Consider the following 16,648-nt stretch of genomic DNA (forward strand, 5'->3'; position numbering starts at 1 on the left):
TACACCGAAGCCTCAAACTTCGTGTGCGGCGTAATGCTCCCAGGCTTCGCTAAAACCTGCCCCCGCTCCACCTCCTCCCGGCTTACACCCCGCAACAACAAACCTACATTGTCCCCAGCTATCCCCTCCTGGAGCGTCTTACGGTGCATCTCCACACCCGTCACCACCGTCCTCCGCGTCTCAGGAGCTAAACCCACAATCTCCACCTCGTCCCCAACCTTCACCTTCCCCCGCTCAATCCGTCCCGTGGCCACCGTCCCACGCCCAGTAATGGTAAACACGTCCTCCACAGGCATCAAAAAAGGCTTGTCCACATCCCGCACCGGCGTGGGTATGTACTCGTCAATGGCGTCCAAAAGCTCCCAAATCCTATCCACCCACTCGTTCTCCCCACGCCTCGTCTGAGGATTCCGGTGCATCTCTTCCAGCGCCAACAACGCGCTCCCACGAATCACCGGAACCTCATCCCCAGGAAATTCGTACTGGTTCAGGAGGTCCCGCACCTCCATCTCCACCAGGTCCAAAAGCTCCGGGTCGTCCACCATGTCCACCTTGTTCATGAACACCACGATGTACGGCACCCCCACCTGGCGGGCCAAAAGAATGTGCTCCCGCGTCTGCGGCATCGGCCCATCCGCCGCCGATACCACCAAAATCGCCCCGTCCATCTGCGCCGCACCCGTGATCATGTTCTTGATGTAGTCCGCGTGCCCAGGACAATCCACGTGGGAATAGTGCCGCTTCGCCGTCTCGTATTCCACATGCGCCGTGTTGATGGTAATCCCCCGCGCACGCTCCTCCGGCGCCTTGTCAATCTCCCCGTAGTCCTTCACCTCCACATTCGGGTTCTCCGCCGCCGCTACATACGTCAACGCCGCAGTCAGCGTCGTCTTCCCGTGGTCCACGTGCCCAATCGTCCCCACGTTCACGTGAGGCTTCGTACGGATAAACTCGCCCTTGGCCATGGTTCCTCCTTCCTTCTTGCACGCAAAAGCCGCCCTGGGGGCCTTAAGCCCAGGGCAGACAAAAAGATGGAGCTCGCGGCCGGGCTCGAACCGGCGACCTCACCCTTACCAAGGGTGTGCTCTACCTGCTGAGCTACGCGAGCCCGTGGAGCGGGAGACGGGACTCGAACCCGCGACCCTCGGCTTGGGAAGCCGATGCTCTACCAACTGAGCTACTCCCGCATGGGGGTGTGCTGGGCACACCTTTGGTGGGCAGGGCTGGATTCGAACCAGCGAAGGCGTGCGCCAACGGTTTTACAGACCGTCCCCTTTGGCCGCTCGGGCACCTGCCCACGCCCGCTTGGAGCCACCCAGGGGAGTTGAACCCCCAACCCCCCGATTACAAGTCGGGTGCTCTGCCTGTTGAGCTAGGGTGGCAGGACGGGGGATAGGACCCTGTCCGAGGGAATAGGCTAGCACAACGGCAGGTGAGTGTCAAGATAAAGGCATGCGCATCGTACCTTTTGGCGCAGCTCGGGAGGTTACGGGAAGCTGCCACCTCCTCTTGGCCGAGGGCAGACGGCTCCTCCTGGACTGCGGCATGTTCCAGGGGCGTGAGGAGGAGAAGAACCACGCCCCCTTTGGCTTTGACCCCCAGGCGGTGGAGGCCGTGGTCCTCACCCACGCCCACCTGGACCACGTGGGCCGGCTGCCCAAGCTTTTCCGGGAGGGGTATAGGGGGCCGGTCTACGCCACCCAGGCCACCTTCTTGTTGATGGAAATCGTCCTCCAGGACGCCCTCAAGGTCATGGAAGCCCCCTTCTTCCACGAGGGGGATGTGGAGGAGGCTCTCCGCCACGTGCGCCTCCTCGAGTATGGGGAATGGCTTCGGCTGGGGGACCTCACCCTCACCTTGGGCCAGGCGGGGCACCTTCCGGGAAGCGCCTTTGTGGTGGTCCAAGGAGAGGGGAAGACCCTGGTCTATAGCGGGGATCTGGGCAACAGGCAAAAGACCGTCCTCCCCGACCCCTCCCTGCCTCCCAAGGCAGACCTGGTGCTCTGTGAGGGCACCTACGGGGACCGGCCCCACCGCTCCTTCGCCGCCACGGTGGGGGAGTTTTTGGAAATCTTAGAACGAACCCTGGGCCAAGGCGGCAAGGTCTTCATCCCCTCCTTCGCCGTGGAGCGTGCCCAGGAAATCCTCTTTCTCCTCTACGAAAACGGACACCTTTTGCCCGAGGCGCCCATCTACCTGGACTCCCCCATGGCCGAGCGGGTCCTCAACCTTTATCCCCGGCTGGTGCGCTACTTCAGCGAGGAGGTCCAGGCCTACTTCCTATCGGGGCGGAACCCCTTCCGCCCCCGGGAGCTTCGGGTGGTGGAAAGTGTGGAGGAATCCAAGGCCTTAGACCGCGAGCCCGGCCCCATGGTGATCGTCGCGGGAAGCGGAATGCTCACCGGGGGGCGGATCCTCCACCACCTGAAGCACGGCCTTTCCGATCCTAAGAACGCCTTGGTCTTCGTGGGCTACCAGCCTCGAGGAGGCCTGGGAGCCGAGATCATCCAAAGACCCCAGCGCATCCGTATCCTGGGGCAGGAAGTGCCCCTTAGGGCCAGCGTGCACACCCTGGGCGGCTTCTCGGGGCATGCGGGGCAGGATGAACTTTTGGACTGGCTGGAAGGGCAGCCCCAGGTGGCCCTGGTGCACGGGGAGGAGGAAAAGCTAGGGGAGCTGGAGCGGCTTCTTACCCAGCGGGGCCAGGCGGCCCACTTGGCCACCTTCGGGGAGGCCCTGGAGGTCTAGGGCTTCGGCCCATAGCCCAGCCTCTCCAGGACCATGCGGGTGGCGGGGCTTTTGTTGAGGGTGTAGAAGTGGACTCCCTCCACCCCGGCCTCCAAAAGCTCCGCCACCTGGCGGGTGGCGTGCTCCACCCCGATCTCCAGGATGGCCTTGGGATCCTCCTGGTACCTTTCCAACTTGGAAAGAAGGGGCCCGGGGATGCTGGCCCCGCAGACCTCGGTGAAGCGGCGGAGCTGGGTGTAGCTGGTGACGGGCATGATGCCGGGGAGGATGGGGATCTCCACGCCCATCCTCCTAGCCCTCTCCAGGAAACCGAAGTAGTGGGCGTTGTTGAAGAAAAGCTGGGTGATGGCAAAGTCCAACCCCGCCTCCACCTTGGCCCTAAAGTGGCGCAGGTCGGCCTCGAGGCTCCCGCTTTCCGGATGTCCCTCGGGGTAGGCGGCCCCGCCCACGGAGAGCTCCTCCCCGTAGCGGGCGCGAATATGGGCCACCAGCTCGGAAGCGTAGCGGAACCCCTCGGGATGGGGTCTAAAGGCCCGTTCCCCTTGGGGAGGATCCCCCCGAAGGGCCAGGATGTTCTCCACCCCCGCCTCCACGAAGCGGTCCAGGACCTCCGCCACCTCCTGCCGGCTTTGCCCGGCCACGGTGAGGTGGGCAAGGGGGTTTAGATTCAGCTTTAGGATCCGCTTCGCCCAAAGGACGCTCCTTTCCCGGGTGCTCCCCATGGCCCCGTAGGTGATGGAGACAAAGGCGGGCCGGAAGGCCTTAAGCTCCTCCATGGTGCGAAAAAGGGCTTCCTCCCCCTCCGGGGTCTTGGGGGGGAAGAACTCAAAGGAGAAAAGGGGCCCCTTGCGCGCCTTTAGGAGGTCCCGTATTTTCATGCGCTAGAGTGTAGCCCCTCCCCTCCCCCCGGTCAAGGTGGCAAAATAAGGGTATGGTAGAGGTTCCGGAAATCCCCAGGGTGGAAGGCCTGGAGCTTCCCGCCAGGGAAACCGCCTTGATGGTGGTGGACATGCAAAACGACTTCGCCCACCCGCAAGGAGCCCTTTTCGTGCCCGATGCCCCCAAAAGCGTTCCGGCCATCCGGCTTCTCCTGGAAAGGGCGCGGCAGGCGGGAGCCAAGGTGGTCTACACCCAAGACTGGCACCGGGAGGACGACCCCGAGTTCCAGATCTGGCCCCGGCATGCGGTGGCCGGCACCTGGGGAGCGGAGATCCTGGAGGAACTCCGCCCCGAGCCGGGGGACCTGATCATCCAAAAGGTGCGCTACGACGCCTTCTACGGCACCCCCTTGGACCACTACCTGCACCTTTGGGGGGTAAAGCACGTGGTGGTGACGGGCACGGTGGCCAACATCTGCGTGCTCCACACCGCTGGCTCCGCCGCCTTGCGCTGGTACCGGGTGGTCCTCCCGGAGGACGCCACCAGCGCCCTTACCCCCTTCGACCTCCAGGCGGCCTTGCGCCAGGTCACCTTCCTCTACCAGGGCAAGGTAACCCGGGCCGAAGGGGTGCGCTTTGTCTGAGCATCCGGTCCCGATGATCCGCCTGGGGCGACCCCGTATCCGGCCGGGGGAGGATCTGGGTCTATGCCGGGAAGCCAAGGCGCTCCCCTCCCCAGGCAATCCCCTCCCGCCCTACTGGAGCCACCCGGCTTGGTACCCATGGACAACCCCGGACTGACCCCCCTGGCCCAGGCGGAAGCCCAAGGGGAGGTCCACCTCCTGAGGCAGGCCCAGGACCTGGGTTTCCCCGTGGGGAGAACCTGGGTGGTGGGGCTTTGGGAGGAGTTCGCCCGCCTCAACAACCTTGCCGAGCGCATCGGGTGGCTTTTTCAGGGGGTCTTTGGCGCGCGCATAGACGAGGAACGGTTGCTGCTCGCGGCGGAGGAGGCAAAGCGGGCGGTGCGGGAAAGCTACCTCCTCCCCGAGCGGGCTGAGGCCTTCCTGGAAGCCCTCGAGGGGAAAGGGCCCTTCCTCCTCCGCCAGGCAGGGGAGGGAGCCTACCTCCTGGCCCGGACCCCAAGGGAGGCCCTTTTCGCCTTAAAGCGGCTTTGGGCTGAAGCCTTCGGGGTGGAGGCCATCCTGGAACGCTACCCCGCCCTTTTCCCCCCAGCCCTCCCCGTCCTGGTGCAGGAGGTGGCCACCCTCCCTCCCCTTGAGGGGGGATTGCTGGAGGACCCCTTCCTCTCCCTGGACCTCTCCCAGGCCCTGGGGCAAAGGGTGGTGGCCTACACCTGGGAGGAAGCCCTCCTTCGGATAGAATCGGTACATGGTGGATAGCCACGTGCACACCCCTCTCTGCGGCCATGCCCAGGGAGCTCCAGGGGAGTACCTGTTTTACGCCCGGAAAGCGGGGCTAGAGGGCCTGGTCTTCACCGACCACAGCCCCATGCCCTCCTGGTACGATCCCATGAGCCGCATGCGCCTCGAGGCCCTTCCCTTTTACCTCCTGGCCCTGGAAAGGGTCCGGGAGGATCACCCCGACCTTTACGTGGGGATCGGCCTCGAGGCCGACTTCCACGAGGGCACGGAGGAGTTCGTGCGGACCCTGCTTAAAGGCTACCCCTTCGACTACGTGATCGGCAGCGTCCACTACCTGGGGGCCTGGCCCCTGGACCACCCCGACCACCAGGAGGAGTACACCTGGCGGGACCTGAAGGAAATCTTCCAGGCCTACTTCCAGGAGGTGGAAAAGGCTGCAAAAAGCGGCCTCTTTCACGCCATCGGCCACCTGGACCTCCCCAAGAAGTTCGGCCACCACCTTCCGGAGGAGGCCCTGGCGGAGCTGGCCGAGCCCGCCCTTAGGGCCATAGCGGAGGAGGGGCTTTTCCTGGATGTGAACACCGCCGGCCTAAGGAACCCGGCCCAGGAGATCTACCCAGCCCCCGCCCTCCTACGGCGGGCCCGGGAGCTCGGCATCGGGGTGGTCCTGGGCTCCGATGCCCACCGGCCAGAGCAGGTGGGGTACGCCTTCCCTGAAGCGGTGGCACTTTTGCTGGACCTGGGGTATTGGGAAGCCCACTACTTCCAAGGGGGAAAGCCCTTAGCCTACCCCTTGTCCAGGGCCTCATAAACCCGCTCTCTCAGAGTACCCAGGTCCAGGTCTTCCCGCCGTCCCGAGGCTTCCTCGTACGCCCTCACCGCCGCCACCAACCGGGAAAAGGCCTCGGCGCAAGGGTCGGGAGCAGGGGCCTCATACTCCATAAAGGTGACCCGCTCGTAGTCCTCGGCGTACTCCTCTTCCTCCGCCTTCACGCACTCCCAATAGCGGCGCAAAGCCTCCTCCACGTGGAGACGGGACTACTCCAAAGACGTCATCCCTCCCCCCCTCCTTTCCGGCTTCCAAACCTCAGGCTTGCCGCAGGGATAGGGCCTTCCTGAAAGCGCTCCTCCCGCCAGGGGTCGCCCCGGAAGTGGTAGCCCAGCTTTTCCCAAAAACCCAGCTCCAAGCGGTCCAAAAGCTCAATGCCCCGCACCCACTTGGCGCTTTTCCAGGCGTAGAGGTGGGGCACCACAAGGCGCACCGGCCCACCCCGCTCCAAAGGCAGGGGCCTGCCGAAAAGGGTATGGGCGAGGAGGACATCCTCCCGCAGGAGGTCCTCCAGGAAGAGGTTGGTGGTGTAGCCCCCGTAGCTGTGGACCAAGGCGGCCACCGCCTGGGGCTTGGGCTTAGCCCTCAGCAAAAGATCCCTCACCCGCACCCCCTGCCAGGCCACATCCAGGCGGCTCCAGCGGGTGACGCAGTGGAAGTCCCGGGTTACCTCCACCTGGGGCAGGCGGAGGAGCTCCGGGTAGGTGAGGCTAAAGGCCTCCTCCACCAAGCCGAAGAGGGAAAAACGCCACTCCTCGGGGGAGACCCTGGGCTCCTCCCCATAGGTGAGGATGGGGAACCGCTCCGTGACCACCTGGCCCGGGGGGACTCTGTCCATACACCCAAGCTACAGGAACCCACGCGGGGGAAAAGCAACCAGGGCTACCGGCTTCGGTAGCGGATCACCTCCACCTTCTCCAAGGTGACCAGGCCTTCCTTAACCATCCCCTCCAGGACGGGCAGAAAGGCCCGGATCCTCTCCTCCGTGTCCACGATCTCGATCATGACGGGCAGGTCCTCGGAAAGCTGGAGCACCTTGGCGGTGTGGATGCGGGAGTGGGCGCCGAAACCCATGAAGCCCTTAAACACCGTGGCCCCAGCCAGGCCCTGGCGCTTGGCCTCGAGGACGATGGCCTCATAGAGGGGCCTCCCCCCATGCCGGTCCGACTCCCCCACGAAGATGCGCAGGAGCTTAGCCTCCCCTTCCAGCTTCATACCCCTAGGCTACCAGGGCCCCGCCCAGGCGGTAGCCCAGAAGCACCAGGAAAAGGCCCAGGAAGACACTGAAAAACACGTACAACAAGGCCCTCCAGGCCTCGCCGTCCTGGATGAGGGCCAGGGTCTCGTAGGTAAAGGTGGAGAAGGTGGTAAACCCCCCCAAGACCCCCACCGCCAGGAAAAGCCGCCCTTCCCCGGAGAGGGCCCCCTCCAGGGACAGGCGGATCACCACGCCGATGAGGAAACTGCCCAGGGCGTTGATCAAGAGGGTGCTATAGGGGAAGCTGGGCCCGGTAAGGGCTTGTACCCAGGCCCCAAGCCCATAGCGTAGGAGGGAGCCCAAGGCTCCCCCCAAGGCCACCAGGAGATACCGCTCCACCCCCCAAGTATATTGGGACCATGAAGCCCAAGACCCTCTCCCCCATCCTCACCGCCAAGGGGGTGCGCCTGGCCATCGCCGTGGGCCGGTTCAACGAGCGGGTGACCAAGTTGCTCTTGGAAGGGGCCCTCGAGGCCTACGCCCGCCTGGGCGGGGACCCCGCTGAGGTCCTGGTGGCCTGGGTGCCGGGTTCCTTTGAGCTCCCCCTGGTGGCCAAGCGCCTGGCCCTCCGCCCCGACGTGGATGCGGTGGTGGCCCTAGGGGCCGTGGTGCGGGGGGAAACCCCCCACTTTGAGTACGTGGCCGCCCAGGCCGCTTCTGGCCTCATGCAAGCCATGCTTCAGACGGAAAAGCCCATCGTCTTCGGCGTCCTCACCACCAACACCCCGGAGGAGGCCCAAGAAAGAGCCGGGGGCAAAGCGGGGAACAAGGGAGCCGAGGCGGTGTTCACCGCCATCGAGATGGTGCGCCTTCTGGAGGCTATTTCCCGGTGAAAAGGGCCCGGGCGTAGCGCAGGTGCAGGTAGAGGAAGCAGCCCAGGCAGAAGCCGAAGGCCAGGTTGATGAAGGCTAGGAAGGCCACCAAAAGGGCCAAGGCGTACCCCACCCCCTTGAGCCCGAGAAGGAGGAAGAGGGAGGAAAGCGCCAAAAACACCGCCCCTAAGGTACGGGCAAAGCGGTGGGGCCTGGGGTCCTCCTCCACCAGCCTGGCTGGGATGCCCAGGACCCGCTTCAGGGCCACCATCAGATCCCAGGGGGTGTGCTGGCTTACCATGAGGAGGAAGAGGAGATAGACCAAAAGGGACAGGTCCAAAAGCGCCGCCAGGGGCAGAAGAAGGGTGAGGAGAACCTGGTTGAAGCGGAGCTGGTTCCGGTCCGTCTTCATGGGGCCATAGTATACGCCTAAGCCTGTGATGAATAGGGGTAAGGGCACGCTTTGCGGAACCCCAGGGCACAATGGAAGCATGGTTTCCCTCCTCACCACTCCCCTACCCGTACCCCATGGCTTCACCACCCGCCTGGGCGGGGTTTCGCAAGGCCCCTTCCAAAGCCTGAATCTCTCCGCGGCCACCGGGGATGACCCCGAACGGGTGGCCGAGAACCAAAGGCGGGTCCTCTCCCTCTTTGGCTACCCTCCGGTGGCGGGGCTCAAGCAGGTGCACGGCACGGAGATCCACCTGGTGGAAGGCCCTGGGGTTTGGGAAGGGGATGGCCTCCTCACCCAGACCCCTGGACTCCTCCTCCGGGTAGGGGTGGCGGACTGCTACCCCCTTCTGCTTTACCACCCCGAAGGGGCAGTGGCGGCCCTGCATGCCGGCTGGCGGGGGGTGGTGGGGGGCATCCTGCCTCGAGGCTTAGAGCTCCTAGAAAGGCTGGGGCTGGATCCGGAGCAGGCCCACCTGGCCATCGGCCCCGGCATCGGGGGCCGGTGCTACCAGGTGGGGGAGGAGGTGGCGGAGAGGTTTGCCCAAGCGGGTCTAGACACCTTCACCCCAGACCCCGACGCCCCCGGCAGGTACCTTTTGGACCTGGAAAGGGCCCTCCTCCTCCAGGCGGAAAGGGCGGGGCTCCTTCCGCAAAGGATCTACCGGGTAGGCCTCTGCACCCACTGCGAGCCCACCCTCTTCTCCCACCGCCGCGACCAGGGGAAGACGGGGCGGATGTGGGGGCTCGTCATGCTCCCCCGTTAAGAGCTTGTTCACCCTACCGTGCCACAATAAGGCTATGCTCTTTCCCCGGGCGGTCCTGCCCTCCCTCCTCCACCTAACCCCCAAGTGGCTCGAGGAACGGGGCCTTCGGGGGGTGATCCTGGACCTGGACAACACCCTCCTGCCCTACGGGGAAGAGGAGCCCTTGCCCGAGCACCGGGCCTGGCTGGAGGCCTTAAAGGCCGAGGTCCCCATTTACCTTCTCTCCAACGCCCTCCCTGACCGCTTCGCCCGGATCCAAGGAAGGCTCGGCCTTCCCGGCCACGCCCCAGCCCTCAAGCCCTGGCTCGGGTTTAAAAGGGCCCTGAGGGCCCTGGGCCTTCCTCCCAAGGAGGTGGCGGTGGTGGGGGATCAGATCTTCACCGATGTCCTTGGGGGCAACCTGGTGGGAGCCTACACGGTTTTGGTACCCCCCTTGCGGGAAAGGGAATTCTTTTACACCCGATTCATACGGATGCTGGAGACTCCGTTTAGGAAGCCACGGGGAGGATTGGGATGAGCGTGCTCACCATCGGAGACAAGCGGCTGGGTGCCATCCTATTGGATGTGGGTCTACTTACCGACGAGGAGCTGCAGATGGCCCTGGAGAGGCACCGGGAGGTGGGGGGTTCCTTGGCCGAGGTCATCGTGGACTCGGGCCTGCTTTCGGAAAGGCGGATCGCCCAGGCCATCGAGGACCACTTCGGCATCCCCCTGGTGGAACTGCACACCCTGGAGATCCCTCCCAAGGTGAAGGCCCTCCTGCCGGCGGAGAAGGCCAAGGAGCTCCAGGCCATCCCCTTTGCCCTGGACGAGGAAGCAGGGGTGGTGCGGGTAGCCTTCGTGAACCCCCTGGACACCTTGGCCCTCGAGGAGGTGGAGGACCTCACCGGGATGGTGGTGGAACCCTACCAGGCCACCAAGAGCGCCTTCCTCTACGCCCTGGCCAAGAACTACCCCGAGCTTGGCCTACCCCTACCCCCTCCCCCCAGCAGCCCCCGCCGGGAGGAGCTGAAGGTGGGCGAGCTTCTTTTGGAGAAGGGCCTTTTGGACCGGAACACCCTGGAGGAAGCCCTGGTGGAGCAGGAAAAGACCGGGGATCTTCTAGGCCGCATCCTGGTGCGGAAGGGGCTACCCGAGGAGGATCTCTACCAGGTTTTGGCGGAGCAAAGGGGAATGGGGTTTCTCCCCTCCACCCAAGGCCTCTCCCCCGACCCCGCCGCCACCAGCCTTCTCCTGCGCTCGGATGCCCTGCGGTATAGCGCCGTGCCCCTGGGGTTCAAAAACGGGGAGGTGGAGGTGGTCCTGGCCGATCCCCGGCACAAGGAGGCGGTGGCGGAACTCCTGGGGCAGCCCGCCCGCTTCCTCCTCACCCTTCCCAAGGAGTGGGAGGCCCTTTTCCACCAGGCCTATCCGGAAAAAAGCCGCCTGGGGGAGGTCCTGGTGCAGGAGGGGCGCTTAAGCCGCGAGGATCTAAGGGAGGCCCTCGAGGTGCAAAGGCGCCTGCCCAAGGCCAAGCCCCTGGGGGAGATCCTGGTGGAGCTGGGCCTGGCCCGGCCCGAGGACGTGGAGGAAGCCCTAAGGAAGCAACGCCAGGGTGGGGGCCGCCTCGAGGACACCCTGGTGGCCTCCGGCAAGCTCAAACCTGAGGCCCTGGCCCAAGCGGTGGCGGCCCAGCTGGGCTATACCTACATCAACCCCGAGGAGAATCCCCCGGATCCCGGGGCCGCCCTCCTTCTCCCCGAGGACCTGGCCCGGCGGTACGGGGTCTTCCCCCACCACCTGGAGGGCAAGACCCTGGTCCTCCTCATGAAGGACCCCCGGAACATCCTGGCCCTGGACGACGTGCGCCTGGCCCTGAAGCGGAAGGGGTTGGCCTACGAGGTAGTCCCCGCCGTGGCCACGGAGGCCGCCATCACCAAACTCATCGAACGCTTCTACGGCAAGGAGGAGCTGGGCGAGATCGCCAAGGAGCTTTCCAAGGGCTACCAGGAGGAGGAGGCCGTCACCCCCGAGCTGGACGAAAGCGCCGCCCAAAAGTTTGTCAAGCAGGTGATCCGGGAGGCCTACCTGCAGGATGCCTCCGATATCCACATAGAGCCCCGGCAGTCGGACGTCCTGGTGCGCCTGCGCATCGACGGTGCCTTACGCCAGTACACCACCCTGCCCAAGGGGGCTCTAAACTCCATCATCAGCGTGGTCAAGATCTTGGGGGGGCTCAACATCGCCGAAAGGCGCCTGCCCCAGGACGGGCGGGTGCGCTACCGGGAAGGTTCCATAGATGTGGACCTCCGCCTCTCCACCCTGCCCACCGTCTACGGGGAAAAGGCGGTGATGCGCCTTTTGAAAAAGGCCGCCGACATCCCGGAGATCGAGGGCCTGGGCTTTGCCCCCGGGGTCTTTGAGCGCTTCCAGGAGGTGATCTCCAAGCCCTACGGCATCTTCCTCATCACCGGGCCCACCGGCAGCGGCAAAAGCTTCACCACCTTCTCCATCCTCAAGCGCATCGCCACCCCCGACAAGAACACCCAGACCATCGAGGATCCCGTGGAGTACGAGATCCCCGGCATCAACCAGACCCAGGTGAACCCCCAGGCCGGCCTCACCTTCGCCAGGGCCCTCAGGGCCTTTTTAAGGCAGGACCCGGACATCATCATGGTGGGGGAGATCCGGGACTCGGAGACCGCCAAGATCGCCACCGAGGCTGCCCTCACCGGCCACCTGGTCATCGCCACCCTGCACACCAACGACGCCGCCCAGGCCATCACCCGCCTGGACGAGATGGGGGTGGAGCTCTTCAACATCTCCGCCGCCCTCATCGGGGTTCTCTCCCAGCGCCTGGTGCGCAGGATCTGCGACCACTGCAAGGTGGAGGTGAAACCTGACCCCGAGGTCCTAAAGCGCCTGGGCCTTTCCCAAGGGGAGATCCAAGGGGCCAAGCTCTACAAGGGCCTGGGTTGCGAGCGCTGCGGGGGAACGGGCTACAAGGGGCGTTACGCCATCCACGAACTACTGGTGGTGGACGACGAGATCCGCCACGCCATCGTGGCTGGAAAGTCGGCCACGGAGATCAAGGAGATCGCCAGGAAAAAGGGCATGAAAACCCTGCGGGAGGACGGCATCTACAAGGCTCTCCAGGGGATCACCACCCTCGAGGAGGTCCTGGCACGCACCATTGAGTAAAGGAGTCAGCCATGGCCAAAACACCGGATATCGTGGACCTTCTGACCCTGGCAGCGGAGCGGGGAGCCAGCGACCTGGTGATCACCGTGGGCCTCCCCCCCATGATCAAGGTGGACGGGGAGTTCCACCCCACGGAGTACGAACCCCTCTCCCCCCAGGACACCCGCCGGCTGATGTACGCCCTCATGGACGAGAAGCAGCAGCGGATCTTTGAGGAGGAGAAGGAGCTGGACTTCTCCTTCAGCCTCCCGGGAAAGGGGCGCTTCCGGGTCAACGTCTTCCTGCAACGGGGAAGCGTGGGGGGGGTCTTAAGGGTGGTGCCCGCCACCATCAAGAGCTTCGAGGAGCTGGGCCTACCCAAGAACATCGCCGATATCGCCCTAAGCCCCAGGGGCCTGGTCCTGGTCACGGGGCCCACCGGGTCGGGGAAGAGCACCACCCTGGCCTCCATGATCGACTACATCAACGAGCGCAAGCCCGTGCACATCGTCACCATCGAGGACCCCATAGAGTTTTTCCATAAGCACAAGAAGGCCATCGTCAACCAACGGGAGATCGGCTCCGATACCCACGGTTTCCACAAGGCGTTAAGGAGCGTCCTCCGCCAGGCCCCAGACGTGATCCTGGTGGGGGAGATGCGGGACTACGAGACCATCGCCGCCGCCATCACCGCCGCGGAGACCGGCCACCTGGTCATGGGCACCCTGCACACCAACTCCGCCCCGGAAACCATTGACCGCATCATCGACGTCTTCCCGGAAAACCAGCAGGAGCAGGTACGGGTGCAGCTTTCCAACAACCTGGTGGCGGTGCTCACCCAGCAGCTTTTGCCCAAGGCCTTCGGGGGGGGAAGGGTCTTGGCCTACGAGCTCATGATCGCCACCCCGGCGGTGAGGGCTTTGATCCGGGAAGGGAAAAGCCACCAGCTCCGGAGCGTGATCCAGACCGGGGGCCAGTACGGGATGATGACCATGGATGCCTGCCTGGCGGATCTCTACCGGCGCAAGCTCATCACCTACGAGATGGGCTTGAGCAGGGCGGTGGACCCCAAGGAGTTCATGCGCCTGGCTGGGGTGCAGGAGGGGAAGGGGCGCCCTTAGCGCCCAAGGGGCCTGGTAAACTTTAGGCCATGTACGAGGCGGCCATTGGCCTCGAGGTCCACCTGCACCTAAAGACCCGGACCAAGGCCTTCTGCGGCTGTGAGGCCGACTATTTCGGCGCTCCCCCCAACACCCACACCTGCCCCGTCTGCCTGGGGCTACCCGGAAGCCTCCCCGTGCCCAACAAGAAGGCGGTGGAGTTTGGCCTCAGGCTCGCCCTGGCCCTGGGAAGCCGGGTTCCGGAAAGGCTGGTCTTCCATCGCAAGAACTACTTCTACCCCGACTTGCCCAAGAACTACCAGATCAGCCAGTACGACCTCCCCCTGGGCCAAGGGGGTAGCCTGCCCTTGGGGGAAAGGAGCGTGGGCATCAAGCGCCTCCACCTGGAGGAGGATGCCGGGAAAAGCCTCCACCTGGAGGACCGCACCCTTTTGGACCTGAACCGGGCGGGAAGCCCCCTGATCGAGCTCGTCACCGAACCCGACCTCAGAAGCCCCGAGGAAGCCCGGCTTTTCCTGCAGCGTATCCAGGCCCTGGTCCAGACCCTGGGCATCTCCGAGGCCAGCCCCGAGGAAGGGAAAATGCGGGCCGACGTGAACGTTTCCGTGCGCCGGGTAGGGGAGCCCTTAGGTACCAAGGTGGAGATCAAAAACCTCAACTCCTTTAAGAGCGTGCAACGGGCCCTGGAGTACGAGATCCGCCGCCAGACCGAGATCCTAAGGCGGGGGGAGAGGGTCAAGCAGGCCACCATGGGCTTTGAGGAGGGTAGCGGCAAGACCTACCCCATGCGCACCAAGGAGGAGGAGGCGGACTACCGCTACTTCCCCGAGCCCGACATCCCCCCGGTGCCCATCTCCCGGGAGTGGCTCGAGGCCATCCGGCAGGACCTCCCCGAACTCCCCTGGGAAAAGGAACGGCGCTACCAGGCCCTGGGGATCAAGGCCCAAGACGCCGAGGTCCTGGCCTACACCCCCTCCCTGGCCCGCTTCCTGGACCAAGCCCTAAGCCTGGGCCAGGCCTCCCCCCAGGCCCTGGCCAACTGGCTTTTGGCAGACGTGGCCGGGCTCTTGAACGAGCGGGGGCTTGCCCTGGAGCAAACCCGCCTCTCCCCGGAAGGCCTTGCCCGGCTGGTGGCCCTCTTCGAGCGGGGGGAGATCACCAGCCGGGTGGCCAAGGGGCTTCTGCCGGAGGTCCTGGAGGGCCTGGACCCCGAGGCCCTGGTGCGGGAACGGGGCCTAAGGGTGGTGGCGGACGAGGGGGCCTTGAGGGCCGTGGTGACCGAGGTGATCGCCGCCATGCCCGAGGCGGCGGAAAGCGTGCGCCAGGGAAAGCTCAAGGCCCTGGACGCCCTCTTGGGCCAGGTGATGCGAAGGACCCAGGGCCAGGCAAGGCCTGACCTGGTGCGAAGGCTTCTCCTCGAGGCCCTTGGGGTAGGATGAGGCCGATGCGTTACGAGGAAGCCGGGGTGCACATCGAGGCCAAGGCGGAAGCCCTAAGGCGGGCCCAGGAGGCCATCGCCGCCACCTATACCCCCAGGGTGTTACGGGGGCTTGGGGCCTTTGGGGGGCTTTTTGACGCCGGGGGGCTAAAGGAGATGAGGGAACCCGTCCTGGTGGCCACCACGGACGGGGTGGGGACCAAGACCCTTCTGGCCCTGCAGGCGGGGGACGTGTCCGGGCTGGGCTTTGACCTGGTAAACCACTCCGTGAACGACCTGCTGGCCCAGGGAGCCCTTCCCCTCTTCTTCATGGACTACCTGGCGGCAAGCCGCCTGGAGGAGGGGGTGCTCTCCTCCCTCCTCACCTCCTTGGCCGAGGCCTGCAAGGCCCTGGGCATCCCCCTCCTGGGCGGGGAGACCGCGGAGATGCCCGGGGTCTACCGGGAAGGGGCCTGGGATGTGGCGGGCACCCTGGTGGGGGTGGTGGAGAAGGAGGAGATCCTGGGTCCGGAAAGGGTTCAGGAAGGGGATCTCCTCCTGGCCCTGCCCTCCTCCGGTCCCCACACCAACGGCTATTCCCTGATCCGCAAGGCGGTGGAGGGGCTGGACCTCGAGGCGCCCGTGCCCGAGCTGGGGGAGAGCCTAAAAGAGGCCCTCCTACGCCCCCATCGGGCTTACCTCAAGGAGTTCCTAACCCTTAGGGAAGCCGGGGTGAGGATCCACGCCATCGCCCACATCACCGGGGGTGGCCTCCCGGAAAACCTCCCCCGGGCTCTTCCCCAGGGCCTGGGGGCAGAGATCCAAAGGGGAAGCTGGCCCATCCCCCCCATCTTCCCCTACCTCCAACGCCTGGGAAACATCCCGGAAGAGGAGATGTACCGGGTCTTCAACATGGGCCTTGGACTTATCCTGGTCCTGCCGGAAGAGGAAGCCCAGAGGGCTCAGGAGCGGGTGGAAAGCTTCCCCGTGGGACGGGTGGTGGCAGGCTCCGGGGTTCGGCTGGTATGAAAGAGCTCTGGCTCATCCGCCACGGGGAAACCGAGTGGAACGTCCACAAGCGGTTCCAGGGCCACCTGGACGTACCCCTCTCCCCCACGGGGATCGGCCAGGCCTTCCGCCTGGCCCAGCGCCTTTCCCGAAGCCAGCTTCCCTTCCACGGGCTTTACGCCTCCGACCTCCGCCGGGCCCGGGAGACCGCCGAGCCCCTGGCGGCGGTGTTGGGCCTTACCTTGGAAGCCACCCCCCTTTTGCGGGAAATCGACGTGGGCGACCTGGCCGGGCTAAGCCGGGAGGAAGCCGAGGCCCGTTACCCCGATTTCATCCGGGCCGCCCAAAGGGATCCCTGGCATACGCCCCGCCCGGGTGGGGAAAGCATGGCGGACTTGGCCCGGCGTCTAGAGGCTTTCCTGGAAAGGCTCCCACCAGGCCGGCACCTCCTGGTGACCCATGGGGGCGTGATCCGCGCCGCCTTGAAAATGGCCCTGGACCTCGAGGGCGATGCCTGGCGGCGGTTCCACATCCCCAACACCTCCATCACCCGGATCCTGCTACCCGAACGGGAGGTCCTCACCGTTTCCGATAGCGCCCACCTGGAAACCTGGGCCGACTGGCTCTCCGACGAAAGCGTCCAATAAAAAACCCCAGGCATAGGCCTGGGGTTTTGCTGTGGAGCGGGAGACGGGACTTGAACCCGCGACCCCGACCTTGGCAAGGTCGTGCTCTACCAACTGAGCTACTCCCGCATGGAAAAAATCCCCCGCACCGACCTACTCTCCCAGGACCCTGCGGTCCCAGTACCATCGGCGC

Annotated in this window: 19 protein-coding genes and 5 tRNA genes; 12 read left to right on the plus strand and 12 right to left on the minus strand. The window is 65.1% G+C overall.

Going from position 1 to position 16,648, the window contains the following annotated elements; all coding sequences use genetic code 11:
• From tuf to L0C59_RS10115, 5 genes are all read right to left on the minus strand, one after another.
• The coding region (tuf, locus tag L0C59_RS10095) for an elongation factor Tu (protein ID WP_243091228.1) at positions 1–965 on the minus strand (965 nt) is incomplete at its 3' end.
• A 67-nt stretch (positions 966–1,032) separates the two neighbouring features.
• Positions 1,033–1,108 (minus strand) — tRNA-Thr (locus L0C59_RS10100).
• A gap of 3 nt (positions 1,109–1,111) precedes the next feature.
• Positions 1,112–1,187, minus strand: a tRNA-Gly gene (locus L0C59_RS10105).
• Positions 1,188–1,211: 24 nt separating this feature from the next.
• Positions 1,212–1,297, minus strand: a tRNA-Tyr gene (locus tag L0C59_RS10110).
• 9 nt (positions 1,298–1,306) lie between these two features.
• Positions 1,307–1,382, minus strand: a tRNA-Thr gene (locus L0C59_RS10115).
• Between the two features lie 70 nt (positions 1,383–1,452).
• On the opposite strand from L0C59_RS10115, the gene L0C59_RS10120 reads away from it, so the two are divergent.
• Positions 1,453–2,748 (plus strand): MBL fold metallo-hydrolase, encoded by a 1,296-nt coding sequence (locus L0C59_RS10120; protein WP_243091229.1) that lies wholly within the window; start codon positions 1,453–1,455, stop codon positions 2,746–2,748.
• Here the strand turns inward: L0C59_RS10120 and metF are convergent.
• Positions 2,745–3,626 (minus strand): methylenetetrahydrofolate reductase [NAD(P)H], encoded by an 882-nt coding sequence (gene metF, locus L0C59_RS10125; protein WP_243091230.1) that lies wholly within the window; start codon positions 3,624–3,626, stop codon positions 2,745–2,747. The two genes, L0C59_RS10120 and metF, sit on opposite strands and share 4 nt — an antisense overlap.
• A 53-nt stretch (positions 3,627–3,679) precedes the next feature.
• Here metF and L0C59_RS10130 point away from each other — a divergent pair, with 53 nt between their 5' ends.
• The 3 genes from L0C59_RS10130 (at position 3,680) to L0C59_RS10140 (ending at position 5,819) form a co-directional block, all read left to right on the plus strand.
• Positions 3,680–4,270: a nicotinamidase gene (locus tag L0C59_RS10130; protein WP_243091231.1), complete on the plus strand. Its 591-nt coding sequence runs from the start codon at positions 3,680–3,682 to the stop codon at positions 4,268–4,270.
• 138 nt (positions 4,271–4,408) lie between these two features.
• The gene (locus L0C59_RS10135) at positions 4,409–5,026 is read left to right on the plus strand and encodes a hypothetical protein (RefSeq protein ID WP_243091232.1); all 618 of its coding nucleotides are present in this window, start codon (positions 4,409–4,411) and stop codon (positions 5,024–5,026) included.
• Positions 5,016–5,819 carry a histidinol-phosphatase HisJ family protein gene (locus tag L0C59_RS10140; RefSeq protein WP_243091233.1) on the plus strand — a complete coding sequence of 268 codons (804 nt, stop codon included), beginning with the start codon at positions 5,016–5,018 and terminating at the stop codon, positions 5,817–5,819. Before L0C59_RS10135 ends, L0C59_RS10140 begins: the two co-directional genes overlap by 11 nt.
• Here the strand turns inward: L0C59_RS10140 and L0C59_RS10145 are convergent.
• Genes L0C59_RS10145 through crcB form a run of 4 tightly spaced genes read right to left on the minus strand, consistent with a single transcriptional unit; the run spans position 5,795 to position 7,434 of the window.
• Positions 5,795–6,022 carry a hypothetical protein gene (locus tag L0C59_RS10145; RefSeq protein WP_279232661.1) on the minus strand — a complete coding sequence of 76 codons (228 nt, stop codon included), beginning with the start codon at positions 6,020–6,022 and terminating at the stop codon, positions 5,795–5,797. The genes L0C59_RS10140 and L0C59_RS10145 overlap by 25 nt on opposite strands.
• Positions 6,023–6,060: 38 nt before the next feature.
• Positions 6,061–6,675 carry a sulfite oxidase-like oxidoreductase gene (locus L0C59_RS10150; RefSeq protein WP_243091235.1) on the minus strand — a complete coding sequence of 205 codons (615 nt, stop codon included), beginning with the start codon at positions 6,673–6,675 and terminating at the stop codon, positions 6,061–6,063.
• A gap of 44 nt (positions 6,676–6,719) precedes the next feature.
• A complete protein-coding gene (locus L0C59_RS10155; RefSeq protein ID WP_243091236.1) occupies positions 6,720–7,052 on the minus strand; it encodes a DUF190 domain-containing protein in 333 nt (110 codons plus the stop codon).
• A gap of 4 nt (positions 7,053–7,056) precedes the next feature.
• A complete protein-coding gene (gene crcB / locus L0C59_RS10160) occupies positions 7,057–7,434 on the minus strand; it encodes a fluoride efflux transporter CrcB (protein WP_243091237.1) in 378 nt (125 codons plus the stop codon).
• Between the two features lie 20 nt (positions 7,435–7,454).
• Here crcB and ribH point away from each other — a divergent pair, with 20 nt between their 5' ends.
• Positions 7,455–7,928, plus strand: a complete 474-nt coding sequence (gene ribH / locus L0C59_RS10165; RefSeq protein ID WP_015716093.1) for a 6,7-dimethyl-8-ribityllumazine synthase — start codon at positions 7,455–7,457, stop codon at positions 7,926–7,928.
• Here ribH and L0C59_RS10170 read toward each other — a convergent pair.
• The gene (locus L0C59_RS10170; RefSeq protein ID WP_243091238.1) at positions 7,915–8,319 is read right to left on the minus strand and encodes a DUF4395 family protein; all 405 of its coding nucleotides are present in this window, start codon (positions 8,317–8,319) and stop codon (positions 7,915–7,917) included. The genes ribH and L0C59_RS10170 overlap by 14 nt on opposite strands.
• 79 nt (positions 8,320–8,398) lie before the next feature.
• On the opposite strand from L0C59_RS10170, the gene pgeF reads away from it, so the two are divergent.
• The 7 genes from pgeF to L0C59_RS10205 are packed head-to-tail and all read left to right on the plus strand — an operon-like array spanning position 8,399 to position 16,476.
• Entirely contained in the window at positions 8,399–9,124 is a 726-nt protein-coding gene (gene pgeF / locus L0C59_RS10175) for a peptidoglycan editing factor PgeF (protein ID WP_243091239.1), read from the plus strand.
• Between the two features lie 34 nt (positions 9,125–9,158).
• The gene (locus L0C59_RS10180; protein WP_243091240.1) at positions 9,159–9,641 is read left to right on the plus strand and encodes a YqeG family HAD IIIA-type phosphatase; all 483 of its coding nucleotides are present in this window, start codon (positions 9,159–9,161) and stop codon (positions 9,639–9,641) included.
• Positions 9,638–12,304 carry a type IV pilus assembly ATPase PilB gene (gene pilB / locus L0C59_RS10185; protein ID WP_243091241.1) on the plus strand — a complete coding sequence of 889 codons (2,667 nt, stop codon included), beginning with the start codon at positions 9,638–9,640 and terminating at the stop codon, positions 12,302–12,304. Before L0C59_RS10180 ends, pilB begins: the two co-directional genes overlap by 4 nt.
• Positions 12,305–12,315: 11 nt before the next feature.
• Positions 12,316–13,404, plus strand: a complete 1,089-nt coding sequence (locus L0C59_RS10190; RefSeq protein WP_243091242.1) for a type IV pilus twitching motility protein PilT — start codon at positions 12,316–12,318, stop codon at positions 13,402–13,404.
• Positions 13,405–13,433: 29 nt separating this feature from the next.
• Positions 13,434–14,843, plus strand: coding sequence for an Asp-tRNA(Asn)/Glu-tRNA(Gln) amidotransferase subunit GatB (gene gatB, locus L0C59_RS10195; protein WP_243091243.1), 1,410 nt, complete (start codon positions 13,434–13,436; stop codon positions 14,841–14,843).
• A gap of 5 nt (positions 14,844–14,848) precedes the next feature.
• Positions 14,849–15,850, plus strand: coding sequence for a phosphoribosylformylglycinamidine cyclo-ligase (purM, locus tag L0C59_RS10200; RefSeq protein ID WP_243091245.1), 1,002 nt, complete (start codon positions 14,849–14,851; stop codon positions 15,848–15,850).
• The gene (locus tag L0C59_RS10205; RefSeq protein WP_243091244.1) at positions 15,847–16,476 is read left to right on the plus strand and encodes a histidine phosphatase family protein; all 630 of its coding nucleotides are present in this window, start codon (positions 15,847–15,849) and stop codon (positions 16,474–16,476) included. Before purM ends, L0C59_RS10205 begins: the two co-directional genes overlap by 4 nt.
• Positions 16,477–16,508: 32 nt before the next feature.
• Here L0C59_RS10205 and L0C59_RS10210 read toward each other — a convergent pair.
• A tRNA-Gly gene (locus tag L0C59_RS10210) sits at positions 16,509–16,584 on the minus strand.
• Positions 16,585–16,648: the final 64 nt, after the last annotated feature.

Source organism: Thermus neutrinimicus (genome assembly GCF_022760955.1).
Taxonomy (GTDB): Bacteria; Deinococcota; Deinococci; order Deinococcales; family Thermaceae; genus Thermus; species Thermus neutrinimicus.

Excerpts from the sequence above, each read along its gene's own strand:
- L0C59_RS10120 (WP_243091229.1), top strand. The coding sequence starts at position 1,453 with ATGCGCATCGTACCTTTTGGCGCAGCTCGGGAGGTTACGGGAAGCTGC.
- metF (WP_243091230.1), bottom strand. The coding sequence starts at position 3,626 with ATGAAAATACGGGACCTCCTAAAGGCGCGCAAGGGGCCCCTTTTCTCC.
- L0C59_RS10130 (WP_243091231.1), top strand. The coding sequence starts at position 3,680 with ATGGTAGAGGTTCCGGAAATCCCCAGGGTGGAAGGCCTGGAGCTTCCC.
- L0C59_RS10135 (WP_243091232.1), top strand. The coding sequence starts at position 4,409 with ATGGACAACCCCGGACTGACCCCCCTGGCCCAGGCGGAAGCCCAAGGG.
- L0C59_RS10140 (WP_243091233.1), top strand. The coding sequence starts at position 5,016 with ATGGTGGATAGCCACGTGCACACCCCTCTCTGCGGCCATGCCCAGGGA.
- L0C59_RS10150 (WP_243091235.1), bottom strand. The coding sequence starts at position 6,675 with ATGGACAGAGTCCCCCCGGGCCAGGTGGTCACGGAGCGGTTCCCCATC.
- L0C59_RS10155 (WP_243091236.1), bottom strand. The coding sequence starts at position 7,052 with ATGAAGCTGGAAGGGGAGGCTAAGCTCCTGCGCATCTTCGTGGGGGAG.
- ribH (WP_015716093.1), top strand. The coding sequence starts at position 7,455 with ATGAAGCCCAAGACCCTCTCCCCCATCCTCACCGCCAAGGGGGTGCGC.
- L0C59_RS10170 (WP_243091238.1), bottom strand. The coding sequence starts at position 8,319 with ATGAAGACGGACCGGAACCAGCTCCGCTTCAACCAGGTTCTCCTCACC.
- pgeF (WP_243091239.1), top strand. The coding sequence starts at position 8,399 with ATGGTTTCCCTCCTCACCACTCCCCTACCCGTACCCCATGGCTTCACC.
- L0C59_RS10180 (WP_243091240.1), top strand. The coding sequence starts at position 9,159 with ATGCTCTTTCCCCGGGCGGTCCTGCCCTCCCTCCTCCACCTAACCCCC.
- pilB (WP_243091241.1), top strand. The coding sequence starts at position 9,638 with ATGAGCGTGCTCACCATCGGAGACAAGCGGCTGGGTGCCATCCTATTG.
- L0C59_RS10190 (WP_243091242.1), top strand. The coding sequence starts at position 12,316 with ATGGCCAAAACACCGGATATCGTGGACCTTCTGACCCTGGCAGCGGAG.
- gatB (WP_243091243.1), top strand. The coding sequence starts at position 13,434 with ATGTACGAGGCGGCCATTGGCCTCGAGGTCCACCTGCACCTAAAGACC.
- purM (WP_243091245.1), top strand. The coding sequence starts at position 14,849 with ATGCGTTACGAGGAAGCCGGGGTGCACATCGAGGCCAAGGCGGAAGCC.
- L0C59_RS10205 (WP_243091244.1), top strand. The coding sequence starts at position 15,847 with ATGAAAGAGCTCTGGCTCATCCGCCACGGGGAAACCGAGTGGAACGTC.